The sequence below is a fragment of the Lachnoanaerobaculum sp. Marseille-Q4761 genome, assembly GCF_017565785.1.
Classification (GTDB): domain Bacteria; phylum Bacillota; class Clostridia; order Lachnospirales; family Lachnospiraceae; genus Lachnoanaerobaculum.
In genome coordinates this window covers 406,263-424,996 of the sequence record NZ_JAGEKB010000001.1, presented here as the reverse complement: position 1 = coordinate 424,996, position 18,734 = coordinate 406,263, and the positions used below count along the sequence as shown (strand labels likewise).

General features: G+C 34.9%; 20 protein-coding genes. 18 read left to right on the top strand and 2 right to left on the bottom strand.

What is annotated here, in order from left to right:
• Positions 1 to 724 precede the first annotated feature (724 nt).
• The 10 genes from J4O15_RS01975 to J4O15_RS01930 all read left to right on the top strand — a co-directional run bounded on the left by J4O15_RS01975 (position 725) and on the right by J4O15_RS01930 (position 8,263).
• Positions 725 to 2,038 carry a hypothetical protein gene (locus J4O15_RS01975; protein WP_208099491.1) on the top strand — a complete coding sequence of 438 codons (1,314 nt, stop codon included), beginning with the start codon at positions 725 to 727 and terminating at the stop codon, positions 2,036 to 2,038.
• Between the two features lie 15 nt (positions 2,039 to 2,053).
• Positions 2,054 to 2,560 carry a hypothetical protein gene (locus J4O15_RS01970; protein ID WP_208099490.1) on the top strand — a complete coding sequence of 169 codons (507 nt, stop codon included), beginning with the start codon at positions 2,054 to 2,056 and terminating at the stop codon, positions 2,558 to 2,560.
• Between the two features lie 199 nt (positions 2,561 to 2,759).
• Complete coding sequence (locus J4O15_RS01965) at positions 2,760 to 2,942, top strand: hypothetical protein (protein ID WP_208099433.1); 183 nt, start codon at positions 2,760 to 2,762, stop codon at positions 2,940 to 2,942.
• Entirely contained in the window at positions 2,942 to 4,618 is a 1,677-nt protein-coding gene (locus tag J4O15_RS01960; RefSeq protein ID WP_208099434.1) for an IS66 family transposase, read from the top strand. The genes J4O15_RS01965 and J4O15_RS01960 overlap by 1 nt, the downstream gene beginning before the upstream one ends.
• A 115-nt stretch (positions 4,619 to 4,733) precedes the next feature.
• Positions 4,734 to 5,165, top strand: a complete 432-nt coding sequence (locus J4O15_RS01955) for a hypothetical protein (RefSeq protein WP_208099489.1) — start codon at positions 4,734 to 4,736, stop codon at positions 5,163 to 5,165.
• A 42-nt stretch (positions 5,166 to 5,207) separates the two neighbouring features.
• Positions 5,208 to 5,366, top strand: coding sequence for a hypothetical protein (locus tag J4O15_RS01950; RefSeq protein WP_208099488.1), 159 nt, complete (start codon positions 5,208 to 5,210; stop codon positions 5,364 to 5,366).
• Between the two features lie 27 nt (positions 5,367 to 5,393).
• Positions 5,394 to 5,555 (top strand): hypothetical protein, encoded by a 162-nt coding sequence (locus J4O15_RS01945; protein ID WP_208099487.1) that lies wholly within the window; start codon positions 5,394 to 5,396, stop codon positions 5,553 to 5,555.
• A gap of 120 nt (positions 5,556 to 5,675) precedes the next feature.
• A complete protein-coding gene (locus J4O15_RS01940; RefSeq protein ID WP_208099486.1) occupies positions 5,676 to 6,833 on the top strand; it encodes a hypothetical protein in 1,158 nt (385 codons plus the stop codon).
• A 2-nt stretch (positions 6,834 to 6,835) separates the two neighbouring features.
• Positions 6,836 to 7,240 (top strand): hypothetical protein, encoded by a 405-nt coding sequence (locus J4O15_RS01935; protein WP_208099485.1) that lies wholly within the window; start codon positions 6,836 to 6,838, stop codon positions 7,238 to 7,240.
• A 12-nt stretch (positions 7,241 to 7,252) separates the two neighbouring features.
• The gene (locus J4O15_RS01930) at positions 7,253 to 8,263 is read left to right on the top strand and encodes a hypothetical protein (protein ID WP_208099484.1); all 1,011 of its coding nucleotides are present in this window, start codon (positions 7,253 to 7,255) and stop codon (positions 8,261 to 8,263) included.
• A 570-nt stretch (positions 8,264 to 8,833) separates the two neighbouring features.
• Here J4O15_RS01930 and J4O15_RS01925 read toward each other — a convergent pair.
• Both J4O15_RS01925 and J4O15_RS01920 read right to left on the bottom strand, forming a co-directional pair.
• A complete protein-coding gene (locus tag J4O15_RS01925; RefSeq protein WP_208099483.1) occupies positions 8,834 to 9,001 on the bottom strand; it encodes a hypothetical protein in 168 nt (55 codons plus the stop codon).
• Between the two features lie 3 nt (positions 9,002 to 9,004).
• The gene (locus J4O15_RS01920) at positions 9,005 to 9,736 is read right to left on the bottom strand and encodes an Rpn family recombination-promoting nuclease/putative transposase (RefSeq protein ID WP_208099482.1); all 732 of its coding nucleotides are present in this window, start codon (positions 9,734 to 9,736) and stop codon (positions 9,005 to 9,007) included.
• A 1,308-nt stretch (positions 9,737 to 11,044) separates the two neighbouring features.
• On the opposite strand from J4O15_RS01920, the gene J4O15_RS01915 reads away from it, so the two are divergent.
• From J4O15_RS01915 to glnA, 8 genes are all read left to right on the top strand, one after another.
• Positions 11,045 to 11,896, top strand: a complete 852-nt coding sequence (locus J4O15_RS01915; protein ID WP_208099481.1) for an Rpn family recombination-promoting nuclease/putative transposase — start codon at positions 11,045 to 11,047, stop codon at positions 11,894 to 11,896.
• Positions 11,883 to 12,170, top strand: coding sequence for a hypothetical protein (locus J4O15_RS01910; RefSeq protein WP_243761926.1), 288 nt, complete (start codon positions 11,883 to 11,885; stop codon positions 12,168 to 12,170). The genes J4O15_RS01915 and J4O15_RS01910 overlap by 14 nt, the downstream gene beginning before the upstream one ends.
• Positions 12,171 to 12,394: 224 nt before the next feature.
• A complete protein-coding gene (gene argC / locus J4O15_RS01905) occupies positions 12,395 to 13,435 on the top strand; it encodes an N-acetyl-gamma-glutamyl-phosphate reductase (protein WP_208099480.1) in 1,041 nt (346 codons plus the stop codon).
• Positions 13,402 to 13,878, top strand: a complete 477-nt coding sequence (locus J4O15_RS01900) for a GNAT family N-acetyltransferase (protein ID WP_208099479.1) — start codon at positions 13,402 to 13,404, stop codon at positions 13,876 to 13,878. The genes argC and J4O15_RS01900 overlap by 34 nt, the downstream gene beginning before the upstream one ends.
• Before the next feature lie 92 nt (positions 13,879 to 13,970).
• Entirely contained in the window at positions 13,971 to 15,197 is a 1,227-nt protein-coding gene (gene argJ, locus J4O15_RS01895) for a bifunctional ornithine acetyltransferase/N-acetylglutamate synthase (RefSeq protein WP_208099478.1), read from the top strand.
• A gap of 125 nt (positions 15,198 to 15,322) precedes the next feature.
• The gene (gene argB, locus J4O15_RS01890; RefSeq protein ID WP_208099477.1) at positions 15,323 to 16,183 is read left to right on the top strand and encodes an acetylglutamate kinase; all 861 of its coding nucleotides are present in this window, start codon (positions 15,323 to 15,325) and stop codon (positions 16,181 to 16,183) included.
• A gap of 1 nt (position 16,184) precedes the next feature.
• Entirely contained in the window at positions 16,185 to 17,390 is a 1,206-nt protein-coding gene (locus tag J4O15_RS01885; protein WP_208099476.1) for an aspartate aminotransferase family protein, read from the top strand.
• A complete protein-coding gene (gene glnA / locus J4O15_RS01880) occupies positions 17,387 to 18,691 on the top strand; it encodes a type I glutamate--ammonia ligase (protein ID WP_208099475.1) in 1,305 nt (434 codons plus the stop codon). The genes J4O15_RS01885 and glnA overlap by 4 nt, the downstream gene beginning before the upstream one ends.
• The last annotated feature ends 43 nt before the right edge of the window (positions 18,692 to 18,734 follow it).

Sequence of the window (18,734 nt, the reverse complement as noted above, 5' to 3'; positions counted from 1 at the left end):
GTTTGACAAGGTTTCAAGAGTGCTTGAGATATATTCCAAACTGACAAATGGTGAAATAGTCAGAAAAATGAAGAGGCTATGAACTATGGAGTGGATGGAAGGGCTATTTAAAGATATATTGAGGGTATAATAATTTTTTCACTCAGATGCAGCAACATATGGAACAACAAGTTCCATAGTATATGACAGAAAAGATGGCGGCTATAAGATAGGGACAAAGCAAAATGTTTACATTACCAATAGTGAGACCTTAGAGGTATGCAAGATTTTATTTGACAGTAGAGAATTACCAAAGGATGAGATGAAGGCAATATTGGAAAAGCTTATAGCCTGCTGTGTACCAAAAGAGAATAAGAGCCTCTATAGATGGTAAAGGGCTTAGAGAAAGCCATGATATCATGAACAATACTTATCTGACTATCTATAGAATAGATAGCATAAAAGGGTACAGTATTAGATAAGTGTTTCAGGATATCGTACAAATACAGATTTGAAGAGGGAGAGTTCAGAAAGTGAATCCGGGTTATGTATGGAGGCAAGCTTGAGCGAATCCGACTTGAATACAGCGGTTATGATGTAGATGCTATCCTTAACCGCCTCAATACAGTCAAGATAGAAAACTAAAAAGATGGCAAATACATAATAAAAACGGAGATATTAGACAACGGCATAGATATGTGGTTGAGAAGCAATGGAGAGAATGTGAGGGTGACAGGGGAGAGACATGGACAATGATAATAGATATTTTAATAAAGCAGACTTTGATAGAAATAAAGAACTGCTCTTATTAAAAGATAGATGTGATAAATACGACTATCTTATAGCTGCCGGATGTGGTGTTATAGGTGGACTGATAGATGTTTTTATGGTTGGCTCACCTAAAGACAGTGTATTAGTAAGTTGGACGGATAGTCAGGTTGATAATGCAGTAAAGAGTTTTGCAAAATTAGTTGGTTGGAAACCGGAGGAGGGAAAAGAAAACAATATAGCAAGTGCGATAGGCTTTTTAGAGAAAAAATTTCGAGTAAATTATGACCAAAGGCATACTATGGATGTGGATGGAATTTTCAATATGACTACTAAAAACCATCATATTATGAGTTTGGGGCATTCTCTTGATATCGTTGGTTTGTTCTTTTCAATTTTGAATCAGTTTACAGCCACATCAACATTTATTGCTGACGGGAAAGTCATTTCGATAAATACAAAAAGTTTTGAGATGCAAGGAAATAATTTTATCTCAAAGTTATTTTGCGGTTTGGTAAATTGGATAGGTCATATAATGTCAGATATTGCAGGTAGCTCCGGAAGCAGAGGACAAGGAGGTAGAGGTGCAGGTATCGTAATACCATTTTTTGAACTGTTTCAGTTGTGTAAAATCGGGAAACTTGACGTCGGTAAAGATAGACAGGATTTGGCTACAATAGCAATCCGCACATTTCAAGAAGGTTATGATTTTAGGTATGGACTTGCTATGTCAATTCCTGTAATATTCACTGATTTAGCAATAAAATTTTGCTGGGCAGTAAGACATCACTATGTAGATAAAAGGCCTGTTGTAGAATGTATACCAAATATTAGAAGTGAGAAGCTGAGAATAATGTTATTAGTAGGTTCGGGAACACTATGTTGTATGGATGGAGTATCTGCCGGAGTAAAATCGGGTGGAAATTGGGTGATATTCTTTACTCAGCTTAATATTATTGCCTGGTTTAGATTGATTCAACTTATAATTAGAGAGCTTGGAATTAGATTTGGGCTGACAGGTGCATTGGAGCGAGAACTGGATTCAATGAGGCAAATAAACATTGCCTTATCGCAATACTTAATTGAAGCAAAACAGTGTGATATGGACACCATGTTATGTAATATAAAAAGCTTTTCATCATTAGATGTAAAGATAAATAATGCTACAGATGAAAAGGAACTGAGAAATATCTTAGCTGCTTTTTGTAATAAAGAAGGCTATGAATTGCCTTGGAAAGGAGACTTTGATGAGTTTATGAGTGATAGAGGAAACAGGTTGGTGTTTAGATAGAGAGGAGGAGTATAAGTGGAGAAGACAAAGGCTGCTTTGAAATTACTTGAATTGGCCAGTTCACAAATTAGTCCAAGTTATAAGGATGAGCTATCAAAAAAGACTAAAGATATAATAGGACTAAATTTTGATGAATTAGTTGATGATGTTGGTTTATTATCAATTCCAAGTGAATATATGCTTGATACACAAGCAGGTATGGCAAAATTTCTTGTGGATTTCTATGTAGGGACAGTAGAAAGTATCAGTTCACAAATAGAATCAGTAAAAGAGATGATGATAAAACAGGAAAAGGGAGAAATAAGAGGAATTAAGGAGGCAATACAGCGAGCATATGATAATCCGAAAAACAAGATACGTGAATATGAAAATATTCAAGTAAAATTGGATAGTGGTTACTGTACACGGGTAGTATATTCCCATTGTGAAAAATGCCGAAAATTATTTTCTTATTTTATTATGAGTGATTCGGTTAGTAGAGTTTTTGTTGGTAACTCTGCCAACCGAATTTTTTGTATTTAAGTTATCAACAGATTTTATCTATATCTATCCTATACAGAATGATTTCACTATCATTTGTGGATAGTTCTACACAATCTGTGTTTGAACATGGTTTTTTTTAAGAGTTATGAACATGGCAAAATAACGAAGGGACTTTGTCGTCAAATTCGCATAAATACAACATTTCTGATATAATCTTACCATGAAATGAGGTGAGTATATGAATCATATTTCCGGTAAGATAGAACAGCTTTTAGCCTTACAAAAAACATTATGTAAGGAATACGAAAAGGAAAACAAGGTACTTTTGGAAACAATCGAAGCTCAGAAAGAGCAAATATATCTTTTGGAGCGAATTGTTAATAATCAGAATAAAATAATCAAGGAACTGGAGAAATCATAATGAGAATTCCCTTTGAATATATTGGTGCTTTACAACAGGAAAACAAAATACTAAAAAAGGAAGTTGCCGATTTTAAATCAGGTGAGCGCTTTAAGCAGATTCAAAGGGAACATCAAAAGTTGATCGATGAGTATCGTAGGCAGATAAAGCAACTAAACCTTGTTATTGAAGGTCTTCATAGGGATGTAAAAAATGCATGGAAATGGTGTGAAGAAGCATACGAGGACGCACTTAAAGAACTACATGCATCAATGAAAGAGTTGAAACGTGGGTTAAAAGAGAAAGAAAAGAAGTGGTTGTTATCAGAACGTGACAGGGAACAGGCGTTGTCTAAGATTACTGACCTTTGCCGTGAAAACAGCGAATTAAAAACTCAGCTTGATGATGAGAAAGGACGAAATAAAAAACTTTTAGCACAGCTAAACCGTGACTATGAGAATTCCTCCATTCCGTCATCACAATCAAGAAACCGCAGTAAAATTCCAAATAATCGTGAGTGTACCGGAAGAAAACCCGGGGCACAGCCGGGCCATGCCCACCATGGAAGAAAGAAACAGATACCAACTCAGGTCATTTGCCTTCCGGCACCAAAAGAGGTGGCAAAAGATCCGGGTTTTAAGAAGACAAATAAGACTATTATCAAGCAGCTCGTTTCTGTTGAGTTGATTATGAATGTAACAGAATATCAAGCGGATGTATACTACAATTCCACGACCGGAGAGCGAATCCATGCGGCTTTTCCAAGTGGTGTTGTTGACGATGTGAACTATGATGGCAGCATCAAGGCACTTTTGTTTTTGTTAAACACAGACTGTGCTGTTTCTATTGACAAAAGCAGTCGTTTTCTGTCAGATCTTACCGGTGGAAAACTGAAAATATCAGGAGGCATGATAAATAAACTCTGCCATGAGTTCTCAAAAAAAACAAAAATAGAGCAAAAAAAGATCTTTGCAGACCTGCTGTCTTCTGCGGTTATGCATACAGACTGTACAAATGCTAGGGTAAACGGAGAAAGTGCATATGTATATGTATGTGCAACACCGGATGAACAGAATGTTCTTTACTTCGCCCGTGAGAAAAAGGGGCATGAAGGTGTAAAGGGAACTGTAACAGAGGATTTCCAAGGTATTTTGGTACACGACCACGAAATCACCTTTTATAAGTATGGCAATGCCCATCAGGAATGTCTCGCACATGTACAACGGTATCTGAAAGACAGCATGGAAAATGAGCCATCTTTGACCTGGCACCGCAAGATGAGAGAACTAATCCGGGAAATGGTACATTACAGAAATGAGCATGCAGATGATGCACATTTAGATCCCAAGATCGTATCTGACTTTGAAGGAAAGTACCAAGAAATCCTTGAAAAAGCTGGGGAAGAGTACATACTTCATGAGCCAAGTCCTTATTATCGTGATGGATACAATCTGTATCGCCGGATGCAGAAATATAAAGCGCAACATCTACTCTTCCTGCATGATATGAGGGTGCCAACTACAAACAATACAGCAGAACGCTGTTTAAGAGATTATAAGAGGAAGCAGACTTTTGCAATGACATTTCGAAGCTTTGAAAGCATCGAAGAATTATGTCAGAGCAAGGGTGTGCTGCTTGGAGTACGGAAAAATAATCCAAACCTTTACACTGCTGTCAAGGAAATCTTTAATAGATAATATGGAGCCTGAACGGCGTGTTAGACTCCATAAGTTTAATAGATTAAGATGTAGAAGACAAGCTTACCCGTGTACAGTAACGGATAGTGTATCAGGTAAACTAAAAGAATATATTTTGAGTTTGATAAGTGAAGTACGAAGTATAGATAAGCAAAAACCAGCAGAGTTTTTTATAAAGTCACCTTGGAATAGAGGAAAGATTAACTCAAGCATAAAGCTAATCAAGTTGTGTATAGATGCATTGGAAAGTGTAGTAGATATACAGTTGATTGTAGGTATAGAATTGAAGGATAATACTGATTCTGTAATATGCAATTATAAAGACTTTTATAAAAATGAGTTGATGAGAGATGATAATTGCAGGTTGTTGCAAGGATATGAGTTTAATAATTTGCAGAGTCAAAGATACTTTTTAAAATTGGCTGATAGAGTAAGGAAAGTTGAAATGTTAAAGTTAACGTATAATAACTTTGTTGATGAATATACAGGCAATAATGCTAGTGAATATGTGGACAGTGTTGAAGGATATGACAAAGTTATACTTTAATACATTCAATTAATAAAGCTTAAAATAAAGGAGGATATGATAATGAATAATACCGATATAGAAAAAAGGGGAACTAGTACAAGAGAAGAGAAAGCAGTGAATAATAGAGATAAAATGAATGGAGATGCGTTGAAAGTAATTGGAATGTTATGTGGTATAGCAGGGGTTGTTATAAAGGTAATAACTGATAAAAGAATATAGTTTATCTTAGTTGTAAAGGAAGATAATATGCCAAATAACTTACGAGATGATATGGACAGTTGTACAGTAAAAGTAATAGGTCTGTTAGTTGGTATAGTTGCATTTGCTATAAAGGCAGGGATTAGTATAGCTATATACTGTGCGAAAAATAGTAATAATCAAAAGATAATTTCTAAAATAGCTGCTTAAGAGGCAAAAAAAGAAGCGTTTAAAAGGTGAATTTTTAGGATCTTTGAGGTATAAGTCTGAGATTGATGACATTGATGATTTCACATAACATATAAAAACGAAGTAATAGGAGAAATACTTATGAGTAATATTTATAGTGACAATAAATATGTAGGTAAAAGTATTGGAATATCAAGAGTATTCCAAGAAAGCTTCTCTGCTGCAAGTGGAGTTACCGGTTATGGAAAAGTTGCAAATTTTATTGGAACTAATATAGAGCAGATAGATAGAATGGCAGAATACCTTGGAGAATATGCCGCTAAGGCAAGCACTGATATGCAGTATACCAATCAGTATGGCAAGTCAGGAATCTTTGGTAGAATTAAGAGAACTTTTACATCTTCGGATAAAGCATGGGAGAATCAATCAAGTAGAAGAAATCAAGGTGCTATAGTTAATCTGGCTGTTCAAAGTGGGATTAAGCTTGGATCAAGGCTTATACAAAGATTTACCTCAGAGAAGGAAAAGAATGCTTTCTTTGAACAAGTTTATCGTATATTACTTGTTTACGCTATGGAAGATTCAGAAAGAATCAGTCCGATTAATTTGCAAAGGGAAACCAGGGAACTTAATAAGATAAGAAACTCATTTCCAATCTCTGCAAATGCAAGGTTAAAACTGGCGGATACTTCAGTAGGTAATTTTGATGTTTTTTCAAGTGAGTTTACAATATTTAACTTGAAAGATAGAGAAAGAATTAAGGAGAATATCTCATACTTATTATATGTGTTATATGCACAAAAGTATGGTGAATCTACTGATAAAGAATCAAGATTACTGGAGTATTACAGTCTGCTTGGTTATAATTACAAGACTTCTAAAGAGATGATTAGAGAGAATAAAGACACATATGATACAGTTACAGATGACCAGCTTAAATATTTGATGTTGTCTCGTCATATGTTAAAAAATATTGAGCCAAATATGCCTACTATAGATTTAAATCAAATAAAAGTAAGGGCTGATGAGATGGCAAATAATGATCCATATAGGGTAAGAAAGAGAATGGTAGTAAAGCCAACTGTAAGTAGTAATAAAACTATTGCAGATATACTTTTTTATGAGCCGGAGATAGCAATTCAGGCAGGTTCTGCTGCAATAGCACAGTTGGAATTGGATGACAATAGTAAAGAAGAAGTCCGAAACACAATGGTAAATAAATGGGGATTTGATGAATCTGCATTTAACAATGTTATATCGCAAGCAGATGGAATAAAAAAGGAAAGTAATGAGGTGTAGAGATGTTTTTGAATTTATTGGCTGAAGCAAATAAGAAAAGATTTATTAAACTTTGTGGTTGTGCTATTTATGCAGATGGGATTGTTGCAGATGAGGAAAAAGAATTGGCTTTGGCATATTGTAGAGAAATGAATGTAGAACAGAGAGTACCTGATAATTCCGCAGTATTGGATGATGTGCTTAAGGAGTTGGATGAAGGAGCTACGGAGCGTGAGAAGAATATCATTGCTTTTGAAATATTAGGTATGTTTCTTTCAGACAATGATTACGCAAAGGAAGAAGAGATAATGATGCAGAAAATTATTGAACAGTTACATATAGAAAGAGAAAAGTTTGAATGTATGTTGAGCTTGCTGAATATATATAAGTCAGTATATGAAGAAATATGTAATGTAGTGGTATTTTAAGGAGAATAAAAAATGGCAATTCCATTTATTTTGATTGCTGTATGCGTTGCTTCGGGTGCTACCGGAGCAACACTTGGAGTGCATAGTGCTGTGACAATAAAAGATTCAAAGGGTTATATTTCAGAGGCGGAAAAGATTCAAAACAATGCGCTGTATAGGCTGAAAGTACATAGTAAGAAAGCCATTGCCATGGCAGATGAACTTGGGAAAATGGAAATGAATATATTAGATTCTTTTAAAACATTCAGTGATTGTATTGAGAGGATACAGGGGAGACCTGAGTTTAAAAAGATAGAAACATTTTCATTCAACCTAGATAATAAAGGTATACAGGAATTGAAAAAAACATCCGGAGATGTTTCCCTACTTTTGGGAATTACAGGTAGTATGGCTACAGGTGTAGCAGGTGGTTTCGCTGCGGCAGGTGCTACAACATCAGCTATATCTGTACTATGTACAGCATCAACCGGAACTGCTATTATAGACTTATCAGGTATTGCAGCGACGAATGCTACATTGTCGGCACTGGGAGGAGGAAGTCTTGCATCAGGTGGCGGCGGAATGGCTTTAGGAAGTACGGTACTTAGTGCGTCCTCTGCTGGAATAGGACTTTTGGCAGGTGGATTGTTGATGGAGTTTAATGCCAAAAAATTAAGTGATTCAGCTGATATTGCGATGCAGGAGGCAAAAAAAACAGAAGCACAGACACGAGAGTTCATTAGTTTTTTTGATGAGCTTAGTGAGGTAATTGACAAGTACGGATATAATATGGCTAAAATAGCAAATAAGTATAATAAGCAGCTGGTAAGACTTATGGATTTGATTAAACGAAGAAGAGACTATAGCTGGTCAAGCTTTACAGAAGAAGAAAAGAGGACTGTAGAGATCACAGTGCTATATGTAACGATTCTTTATAACATGTGCAAAGTACAGCTAACTAAAAGGACATCAAGAGGATTAAATGTTGTAAATAAAAGTGAAATACAGAGTATGATAGAACATACAGATAAATATATAGCATAAAAATGTGTTACAGGAGTACGTTGATCAAAAGTTGTAGTATTCTAATTTGTACACTCCTGATGAGTTTAGTCAGATTGAAAGTTATACATTTAATGAATATGAAAAGGAAAATATAAAGTACCTTTGGTCCTATGTCAAGATTTAGTACAAGTTAAAAAGAGAGGTTCCGCCAGCTAGGATGCCGGCAGAACACGTGCCTTATTATATATCTTTTCAAACTCGTCAGGAGACAAATAATTACAGTGACTATGAGTACTGACAGTGTTGTAAAAGGCTTCAATGTGATTTTTACAAATTCATCCTAATCAGCCAATTTTGAAAAAATATCCGATTAGTAATGAACTTGTTAAGGCTAATATTTTTGTACAGATAAAATAATTTTTGCAGTTAAGCTTACGGTAATAGAATTAAGCAATCCTATAGCATTGATGGTATATACAATCTTCTTTACAACAGAAGAAAACTTGAAAATAGGATAAATAAACACGGGTTATTTTGAGGCATTTCATTGAGTTGTGGTATTTTAGAGCCGGTATACCAATAATAAATTCCTAATATTGAAGGATACTATTAGTCAAATTTATCCGACAAGCTATACTGTATTAACAATCTGGCACAGCTTGCATTTACAGTGCTTTTCCTCATTATAAGCCTCAAGTCACCTATATTTGTGGATATTATATTGAGTTTGTTAATTATATATGCCACCTTTTGCATACCGATTTTATATCTTTCCACTATTTACTTTTCCATATCTCTGGATTCGATAATATCTAATACCTCACGCATATTAGTAATTTTCTTTTCAAGAACTTCATCTATTACTTGTTCAAATCTTCTGTCTCCTGTAGTTATAGACATCAGTAAAAGTAGTTCTTCTATATGTTTTATTGTTCCGGTATCAGGAACATATGTCTTATCCGTTCTCATTTGATAGAGATAGTCTGCCAATATCCAAAAATCACTTTCAAATGAATCTATTATATCCCTGTTCAGATGTGCTATCTCAAAGACATTAATTGTATAATTATTTACATAGGGTAGCAGATTTTTATTTATATTTAAAACACCACGAAGGCTCTTTGGGTATTTCCATCTTTTATTATATCCAAGATGTAATATTAAAGTAATTACAGGATATTTTTTCGTATGTCTGTATTCTCTTACTGACTGTCTGCCATATTCAGCACAGTCATAGCAAATAACTTGAAGAGGCATTGATTTATAAGGATTTGCTTGATTTTCAAATCCCACCAGTGCAATATTAAGCTGGCTGTTTTTCCAATATTTGGAGATAACTCTATCTTGATAATCGAATTTTTCATCAATCTTTAGTAAATTGCTTGTAGGTACATCACAGAGTAAATCTTCACTTATTATATTTTTACCACCAAATAATAATACATTTACTATATCTGCAAATACATCATTATGTCTTTCAAACTTTTTTCGTGTTATGTCTTTTTCTTGCATATTCCGCTCCTTTATTATGTCAAAAAATATATTTGAGTCTATTTGTGGTTAATATTGGATTTAAATTAATGTCCTTCAATTCCAAAGTTTTAGGGGTTATAGCCCGGCAGAATAATAAGGCTACTATCTGCCGAGCTATATATGAGGGAAAGCTAAACCGGTGCACCGATTTATACATGATGTTTAGAACTTTTAAGAATTTTTAGAAAACCCAGAATAGAAAGTGCACTTTCCGTAAGAATATGAGATATCAAATCAAACATCATGAAAAAGATTTGATGGCTCTATTATACTAACAGAAAAAGTTTTGACAATAGTCGATACAACGCTCCGTTGTATTTGAAGAAATTTCGGCGTATGGTATAAAAATATAATGAAATATTGTGCATATAAACGAAAGTCATATAGATACAATGCCTAAAAATAAGCTTACATTTTTGGTTATATCGTTATTGGCGATATTTGCATCCTAAATTTACACGGATCGGGTATAAATATATTTAAACTATTATGGCTAAAAAGAAGAAATATTTTGATTAAAGTTTTGTTTGAAAATATTTAAGAGAACGAAGGGTGAGAAGCATATTGTGGGGAAATGGGGCAGGATGGAAGAAAAATAATTTGTTTGTTCGAGATGGAAGAAATTTTTGAATTTTTTACTTTTGCATATAGAGGGGAGTTATGAGAAATATATTAGAGAAAATGAAAAATTCCAAAGCATAAAGGAGTATAGCCCGGCAGAATAGTAAGGCTACTATCTGCCGAGCTATATATGAGGGAAAGCTCAATCGGTGCACCGATTTGTACATGATGTTTAGAACTTTTTAGAATTTTTAGAAAACCTGGAATAGAAAGTGCACTTTCCATAGAATATAAGATATCAAATCAAACATCATGAAAAAGATTTGATGGCTCTATTATACTAAGAGGAGAATATTTGGCAATAGTCAATACAACGCTCCGTTGTATTTGGAGCAATTTCGGCATTTGGCACAAAAATATGATGAAATATTGTGCATATAAACGAAAACTCTTTGAACATAATGCATAGAAACGAAGTGACGTTTTTAGATATATATTTATTGAGGCTTTTATATTAAAAATATTGCTTAATTGATAAAAAAGTATTTTGATAAAATAAACCTTTTGACTAATATAAAAATAGTAAGAATTTAAGTTCTGAGTCATATTGCTTTAATCAATAATATTTATTATAATAAATACAGTTAATTGTTTTCGGTAGTCTTATCTCTACATTTCTTATATTTTCTAAAGCAAATAATAAAATTCTATTTATTAAGGAGGTTTATGTCTGAAAGATCTATAGAAAAATTCAAAGAGTATATTAAAAAGCTAAATCCCATTGATGATATAATATTTAGAAAGATGGCTGAGAATAAAGAGTTTTGTGAAGAAATATTAAGGGTATTTTTGCAGGATTCTTATCTGAAAGTATTAAATAATAAGTCACAATATGCTATAACTAATATAGATAGACGTTCGGTTATACTGGATGCTTATTGTGAACTAAGGGACGGGAAGCGGGTTAATATTGAGGTTCAAAATGCTGATAATGTAAATCATCAAAAGCGGGTACGTTATTATAGCAGTGTACTTACCACAAGTTTAATGAAAAAGGGAGAAAACTTTGATAATGTACCTGAGGTTTGCATGATATATATCTGTAATTTTGATATTTTTAGGGAAAACAAGAGTTTATATTTGATAAAAAGGGTGATAGACGGAAGTAACACAGAAGTTGATAATGGACTTAAAGAAATCTATATCAGTGCGAATATAAATGATGGCAGTGAATTATCTGAACTTATGAGGGTTTTCACAAAGGATGATTGTTACAGTAATAATTTTCCTGTAACATCCAAGATGAAATATGATTTTAAATATGTTAAGGAGGGTAATAAGATGACAGACGCAATGAAAGAAATATATGAAATATTTGAAGAAGAATCTAAAGATGTGTGGATAAAAGAAGGAAGAAAAGAAGGAAGAAAAGAAGGAAGAAAAGAAGGAAGAAAAGAAGGTGCAATAAATATATTGCTTACTCTTGTTAAAGACGGAATAATATCTATAGAGGAAGCGGCAAAAAGAGCAAACATAAGTGTGTCCAAGTTTGAAAAGTACCTAAATGGACAAAAGTAGAAGAGCAGGTATGAAGCTTCCTATAACATCCAAGATGAAATATGATTTTAAATATGTTAAGGAGGGTAATAAGATGACAGACACAATGAAAGAAATATATGAAATATTTGAAGAAGAATCTAAAGATGTGTGGATAAAAGAAGGAAGAAAAGAAGGTGCAATAAATATATTGCTTACCCTTGTTAAGGACGGAATAATATCTATAGAGGAAGCGGCAAAAAGAGCAAACATAAGTGTGTCCAAGTTTGAAAAGTACCTAAATGAACAAAAGTAAAAGAGCAGGTAGGTGGCTTAAGTGCGTAGGTATAGGTAAAAGAACATTATAAAAACTCAGTGAATATATAACCCGGAATAGTCGAGTAGCGATTGTATAAAGCTACCCGGCTATTTTTGTGTGAAGAAAAATATTTATAAACCCTTGATTTTATTCATAAAAAGTGTATAATTATGAATTTATAAAAGAGAGATAAATAATAGAAAGAAAGGATGGGGTGTTTTATGATAAAGGCAGGTATTATAGGTGCAACCGGATATGCAGGTGCAGAGCTTGTAAGATTGTTGTTGCAAAGAGATGATTGTGAGATAGTTGGATACGGCTCTAAAAGTTTTGCAGGCAAAAAATATTGCGATATATTTAGAGGTGTGTATAAATATACAGATGATATTTGCGAAAATGATGATATACTTGAGCTGTCTAAAAAAGCCGACATTATATTTACAGCCACACCTCAGGGTTTTCTTTCGGAGAATATAAATGAGGAAGTGCTGTTAAATTCTAAGGTAATAGACTTATCCGCAGATTTTAGAATTAAAGATGTGAAGGTTTATGAAAAATGGTACAAGATAGAGCATAGGGCAAAAGATTTTATAGAAAAATCGGTATATGGCTTACCGGAGCTTTACCGTGAACAGATAAAAGAATCAAGACTTATTGCAAATCCGGGATGTTATCCGACATGCTCCATACTTTCTTTATACCCGCTTCTTAAGCATAAGCTGATAGATGAAAAAAGTATCATAATAGATGCAAAATCAGGTACTTCGGGTGCAGGAAGGAATGCAAAGCTTGATAATATTTTTTGTGAGGTAAATGAGAATATAAAGGCTTATGGTATAGGAAATCACAGACACACTCCGGAGATAGAAGAACAGCTTGGCAAGGTGGCAGATACTCCTGTGGTTATAAGTTTCACACCGCATCTTATTCCTATGATGAGGGGGATTTTGGTGACTGCATATGCTTCTTTTAAGAAGGATATCGATTGGGAAGATGTGAATAATGTCTATGAACAGGAATATGGTAAGGAGAAATTTATAAGGCTGCTTAGGAAAAATGAAAATGCGGAGCCGAGATTTGTGAGGGGCAGTAATCTGGTGGATATAGCTTATGTGATAGATAAGAGAACGAAGAGGATTATAATAACAGCCGCTATTGACAATCTTATAAAGGGGGCAGCCGGACAGGCAATACAGAATATGAATCTGATGTTTGGATTGGAGGAAGAATGTGGATTAAAAAACTTACCGATATCAATATAAAAATAAGGACAATGAATATAGATGATTATGACGGCGTTATGCTTTTGTGGAAAAACATAAAGGGGTTTAGAATCAGGTCTGTGGATGATGATTTTGAACATATAGAAAAATTCTTGAAAAGAAATGAAGGTCTTAGTGTAGTGGCAATAAAGGATAATCATATAGTCGGAAGTATACTTTCAGGTCATGACGGCAGACAGGCGACATTTTATCATGTATGTGTGGATGAAAAATACAGAGGATTAAATATAGCGCAAAAGATGGTTGATGAAGCTATAAAAAGGTTAAAGTTTGAGGGGATAAGTAAGGTGACTTTGGTGGCATTTAAGAAAAATTATTCGGGAAATCTTTTTTGGAAAAATCAGAATTGGAAGTTAAATACCGAAATAAACAGCTATGAACTGATACTTAATGCGAGAAATATATCCGATACGGTGGCATAAAAGATAATATGGAATAAAACGTAAGTAGGTGGTGTAAATCCGGTACTTAAACTTACGAGAGTTTACAGCAATACAAAGACAAGGAGAGGATTATGAAGATAATAAATGGTGGAATATGTGCTCCTAAAGGTTTTATGGTAAGTGCCGTAAAGGCAAATATAAAATATAAGAACAGAAATGATATGGCTATGATTTTCTCAAAAACTCCTGCTATAGCTGCAGGAGTTTATACTACAAATCTTATAAAGGCTGCACCTGTACTTTGGGATAAAAAAATTACAGACAGTGATAATTTTGTAAATGCCATAATTATAAACTCCGGTATTGCCAATGCCTGTACAAAGGATATGGGGATGGAATGTTGTAAGCAGAGTGCGATAAAGGCGGCAAATGAGCTTGGAGTGAATGAAAATTCCATTCTTCTTGCATCTACGGGAGTAATAGGGTGGCAGCTTCCAATAGATAAGATTGGTAAAGGTATAGAGGCACTTTCAAAGTCTTTAAAGCAGAGTGAAAGAAATGCAAGTGAAGCAGCCATGGCGATAATGACTACGGACACTGTTTCAAAAGAGATAGCAATTGAATTTGAAACAGGAGGTAAGATTGTCAGGATGGGTGCAATGTGCAAGGGTTCAGGTATGATACATCCCAATATGTGTACAATGCTCGGCTTTATAACTACCGATATAAATATTTCAAAGGAACTCTTATTAAAGGCTTTGAGGGAGGATGTGGAAGACAGTTTTAATATGGTAAGTGTGGACGGAGATACTTCAACCAATGATTCTCTTATTATACTTGCCAACGGTCTGGCGGATAATGAGAAGATAACGGATGAAAACAGTGATGAATATAATTTGTTTAAAAGTAATTTGAATTATATTACAACCTCTCTTTCAAAGATGATTGCAGGAGACGGAGAGGGCGCAACCGCATTATTTGAGGTTTTTGTAGAGGGAGCAAAGACAAAGGAAGCGGCAAGGACATTGGCAAAGGCAGTCATTACATCCTCACTTACAAAGGCTGCCATATTCGGGCATGATGCAAACTGGGGCAGAGTACTCTGTGCTCTTGGATACAGTGGGGAAAAATTTGATCCGGATAAGATGGAACTTTATTTTGAAAGTTCAAAAGGCAGGATTTTAATATATAAGGACGGTTTGTCGGTGGATTTTGATGAGGATAATGCCAAAAGGATTCTTTCGGACAATGAAGTAAGAGCCATAGTGAAGCTTTATATGGGTGAATTCAGTGCGACTGCATGGGGCTGTGATTTAACATTTGACTATGTAAAGATAAATGCTGATTACAGAAGCTAGGAATACGGATTATTCTTAAATTTTAAAAGTTTGGAAAGCAGGATGGAAAATAAAATACCTTATTTAAGGGAGAGTAGATATATTAAAGAAATATCAACTGCAAATATATAGTATAGTGAGGTTTTATGGATAAATTACTTGAGAAGGCACAGATTCTTATAGAGGCTTTGCCATATATACAGGCATTTAATAAAAAGATTGTTGTAGTAAAATATGGCGGTTCTGCAATGCTTGAAAATGATTTAAAGAAAAAAGTAATACAGGACATTGTACTTTTGAAGCTGGTAGGTTTGCAGCCTGTTATAGTGCATGGAGGAGGAAAAGAAATATCTAAATGGCTTCAAAAGGTAAATATAGAAGCTCATTTTGTAAACGGTTTCAGATTCACCGATAATGCAACTATGGAAGTGGTGGAAATGGTATTAAATAAGGTGAATAAGGAACTGGTGCAAATGATTGGGGAGCTGGGAATGAAGGCTGTAGGTATCAGTGGGAAAGACGGCTCTTTGCTCCATTGTCATAAAAAGGACGTTGACGGTGAAGATATCGGGTTTGTCGGAGAGGTAATTGAGGTAAAGCCTGATATTATCTTTGACCTTTTGGAAAAAGATTTTGTACCTGTAATATGCCCTGTAGGATTTGACAGGGATTATACAAGTTATAATGTAAATGCGGATGATGCGGCATGTGCTGTTGCAAAGGCTTTAAAGGCAGATAAACTGGCATTTTTGACAGATGTGGAGGGTGTATATAAGGACTTTAATGATAAAGAAAGTTTGATAGAAAAAATAAGCGTAAGTGAAATAACAGAGCTTATAGAAGCCGGGCAGATGGGCGGAGGCATGCTTCCAAAGCTTACAAGCTGTGTAGATGCTGTTAAAAACGGAGTAAGTAAGGTGACAATAGTGGACGGAAGAATCCCACATTGCCTCTTACTTGAATTGTTTACAAATAAGGGCATAGGAACAATGATAGTGGGAGATTAGTATGGGAATGAAGAAATCTATAGACCTTGCAGAAAATTTATTATTAAAAACCTATAATAGACATCCGGTGGTATTTGACCATGGTGACGGTATAAAGCTTTACGATACTGAAGGATGTGAGTATCTTGACTTTTTTGCGGGGATTGCAGTACAGGGGCTTGGCTATAATTACAAGGGTTTAAATGAAGTGCTGAAAAAACAGGCGGATAAGCTTTGGCATATATCAAACTATTTTTATAATGAGCCGGTGAGTGAGGCGGGGCAGAAACTGCTTGAAGTGAGCGGCATGGAAAAGGTGTTTTTTACCAATTCAGGCACTGAGGCGATAGAGGGTGCAATAAAGATTGCAAAAAAATATGGCAAAAGTACGGGAGGAAGAAATGAGATAATTGCCATGGAGGGAAGCTTTCACGGCAGAAGTATCGGAGCACTTTCGGTTACAGGAAATGAGCATTACAGAGAAGCTTTTAATCCGCTGCTTCCCGGAATAAAATTTGCAAAATATAATGATATTCAGTCGGTAAAAAATCTTGTTACGGATAAAACCTGTGCTATAATACTTGAGACGGTACAGGGTGAGGGCGGAGTTTACCCTGCCACAAAAGAATTTTTAAATGGTATTAAGGAGATTGCTGATAAAAATAATCTTATACTTATACTGGATGAAATTCAATGCGGAATGGGTAGAACAGGAAAGTTTTTTGCATGGCAGGAATATGATATAAAGCCTGATGTAATGACTGTGGCAAAGGCACTTGGTAATGGTGTGCCGATAGGGGCTTTTTTGACAGCGGGAAAGGCAAATGATGTATTAAAGCCCGGTGATCACGGTTCCACCTATGGAGGCAATCCTTTGGTATGTGCCGTTGCGTCTAAGGTACTTGATATATTCAAGGAAGATGACATAATAGAAAATGTTAAAACGGTGGGAGCTTATCTAAAAGACAGACTAAAAGAGTTGGCTGTGTCATGCCCATATATAAAGGAAGTCAGAGGAAGAGGATTGCTACTTGGTGTAGAGTTTTATATGCCTGTAGCGGATATTATAAAAGCTTCATTGACGGATGAAAAAATGGTGCTTATAAATGCAGGAAGTAATGTTTTAAGATTTGTTCCGCCGCTTATTATTTCAAAAAAGGATGTAGATGATGCGATTTGCAGACTTAAAAGGGTGTTGAAGAAAGTTGAAGAAAAAGGTGAGAAATGACAAAGGAAGAGATTTTTGCCATAGTTGAAGAGGAAGATGTAGAATTTATCAGATTACAATTTACCGATATTTTCGGAACATTAAAAAATATTGCGATAACTGCAAGGCAGCTTGAGGATGCTCTTGAAAACAAGATTCTTTTTGACGGTTCAAGTGTAAAGGGCTTTGCACCTATAGAGGATTCGGATCTGTATTTACATCCGGATCTTTCAACCTTTTGTATCTTTCCATGGAGACCGCAACAGGGTAAGGTGGCAAGATTTATTTGTAATATACATAGAGCTGACGGAAGTGTATTTGCAGCCGATCCGAGGGCGGTATTGCTTGATGCGGCAAAGAAGGCAAAGGATGCAGGTCTTAATATCTTTATTGAGGCTGAATGTGAATTCTTTTTGCTGAATGCCGATGATGCAGGTGAGGTCAGCCTGAATGTAAAGGAGAAGGCAAGCTATTTTGATATAGGACCTCTTGATATGTCTGAGAATATCAGAAGAGATATTGTGCTGAATCTTGAAGATATGGGAATAAAGATAAAGGCATCACATCATGAGATAGCCAAGGCACAGCATGAGATTGATTTTACAGATCAGGATGCCATAAAATGTGCCGATGCCATTCAAACCTTCAGAATGGCGGTGAAGACTCTTGCAAAAAGACATGGTCTGAGTGCTTCATTTATGCCTAAGCTTTTTGACAGTGAAAACGGAAGCGGAATGCATTTTAAAATTTCTATTTTAAATGATGATGAAGAAAATATAATAGGTAAAGAGGGAAAACTTATGCCGAGGGCAAAGTCTGCTATTGCAGGAATACTCTCCCATGCAAGAGAACTTTCATTAATAAATAATCCTCTTGTAAATTCATATAAGAGATTAAAACCGAATTTTGATGCGCCCGTCTATGTATCATGGAGTTCAAATTCCAACAGAAGTGCGCTTCTTAGAATACCTATGGAAAGAAACAATCAGATGAGAATGGAGCTTAGAAGTCCGGACTCCGCTACAAATCCATATCTTTGCATTGCAATGTTAATATATGCAATAATGGACGGAATAGAAAATACCCTAGAACTTGAAGATGCTATAAATGAAAATATGTATTCCGATAAATTATATAATATAAAAAAACTTCCCGATACCCTCAGCGAGGCAATAGAAGAGTTTGAAAACTCGGGCTTTGTTAAGGAAAAGCTTGGAGAGCATATATTTAATGAATATTTGAAAGCAAAGAAAACAGAGTGGAATGAATTTAATAATGCTATTACGGACTGGGAGATAAAAAAATATCTGGAAAGATATTAGTCTGATTTTTATGGTATAAAAATACATTTGCAAGGATTTTAGT